This is a genomic window from Arthrobacter sp. 1088 (assembly GCF_031455315.1).
Lineage (GTDB): Bacteria > Actinomycetota > Actinomycetes > Actinomycetales > Micrococcaceae > Arthrobacter.
The window spans coordinates 1-1,226 of sequence record NZ_JAVDSM010000042.1; the positions used below are offsets into that span (position 1 = coordinate 1).

The 1,226-nt window shown below is 60.4% G+C and carries 1 protein-coding gene; it reads left to right on the plus strand.

Annotated features, from left to right (window positions below; genetic code table 11):
* Window positions 1–182 precede the first annotated feature (182 nt).
* Complete coding sequence (locus J2Y41_RS23045) at window positions 183–1,211, plus strand: IS30 family transposase (RefSeq protein WP_309932043.1); 1,029 nt, start codon at window positions 183–185, stop codon at window positions 1,209–1,211.
* Window positions 1,212–1,226: the final 15 nt, after the last annotated feature.

The following is a 1,226-nucleotide window of genomic DNA, read 5'->3' on the forward strand; positions in this document are numbered from 1 at the left end:
CTTCGAATCATGCGGTGATCGCAACACCTGATTATTGAAGGGTGTCGATTGCCGTGGTGAAGTTCTCAAGTCGTTTGGTTGCTGAGGTTGTTCAGTCGTTTTGGCAGCAGGTAGCGGACGGTTCCCGTTTTGAAGAAGCGGGAGAGTCTGTCGGATGGTCGGTAACGACCGTTCGGCGTGAGCTGAGGTCCTCGGGAGGGGTCCGGCCCCGTAGGGGTCGGACCCTTTCGGGGCGTTCGCTGTCCTTTGATGAACGCGAGCAAATTGCCTTGCTCAGGGGCAAGGAATCCGTCCGTGAGATCGCCCGGCGGTTGGGCCGGTCGCCCTCGACGATATCTCGGGAACTGCGTCGGAACGCCGATGAGGTCTACTACTACCGGGCCACCACTGCCCATGCCCGGGCCCATGCCAGGGCGGCCAGGCCCAAGACCGCTAAGCTCAAAAACAACGAAGCTTTGCGCAAGGAAGTCGAAAAGCGACTCGGTAAGAAAGACTCGCCGGTCCAGATCGCCGGCCGGCTCCGCAAGGACCACCCGAACAACCCGGAGATGTGGGTGTCACACGAGACCATCTACCAGTCCCTTTATCTTGAGTCCCGGGGCGGGCTGAAGCGGGAACTGGTGAAGAACCTGCGCACCGGCCGGACCTTGCGCAAACCCCAACGCCGCCCGGACGAACGCCGCGGCAGAATCCAGGGAATGGTCATGATCGCCGACCGGCCCGCCGAGGTCGAAGACCGTGCGGTACCAGGGCATTGGGAGGGCGACCTCATCATAGGCAAGGACGGTAAAACCGCCATCGGCACCGTTGTGGAACGCACCACCGGGTTCGTGATGCTCGTCCACGTACCCGCAGATCAAAACCGTGCCGAGTCCGTCCGGGACGGGCTGATCAGCAAAATGAGCGCCCTTCCCGACGAGCTGAGGCTCTCGCTGACCTGGGACCAAGGGACCGAGATGAGCAGGCACAAGGAAGTGAAGATCGCAGCCGATATCGACATCTACTTCTGCGATCCCCACTCACCCTGGCAACGCGGCTCGAACGAGAACACCAACGGACTCTTGCGCCAATACTTCCCCAAAGGCACAGACCTCAGCATCTACAGCCAAACAGACCTCGATTACGTCGCCCACGAACTCAACGACAGACCCCGCCAACGCTTCGACTTCTGCACCCCAAATGAGATGATCAGAACCTTCCTGTTGCGATAACCGCTAGAAACCGCC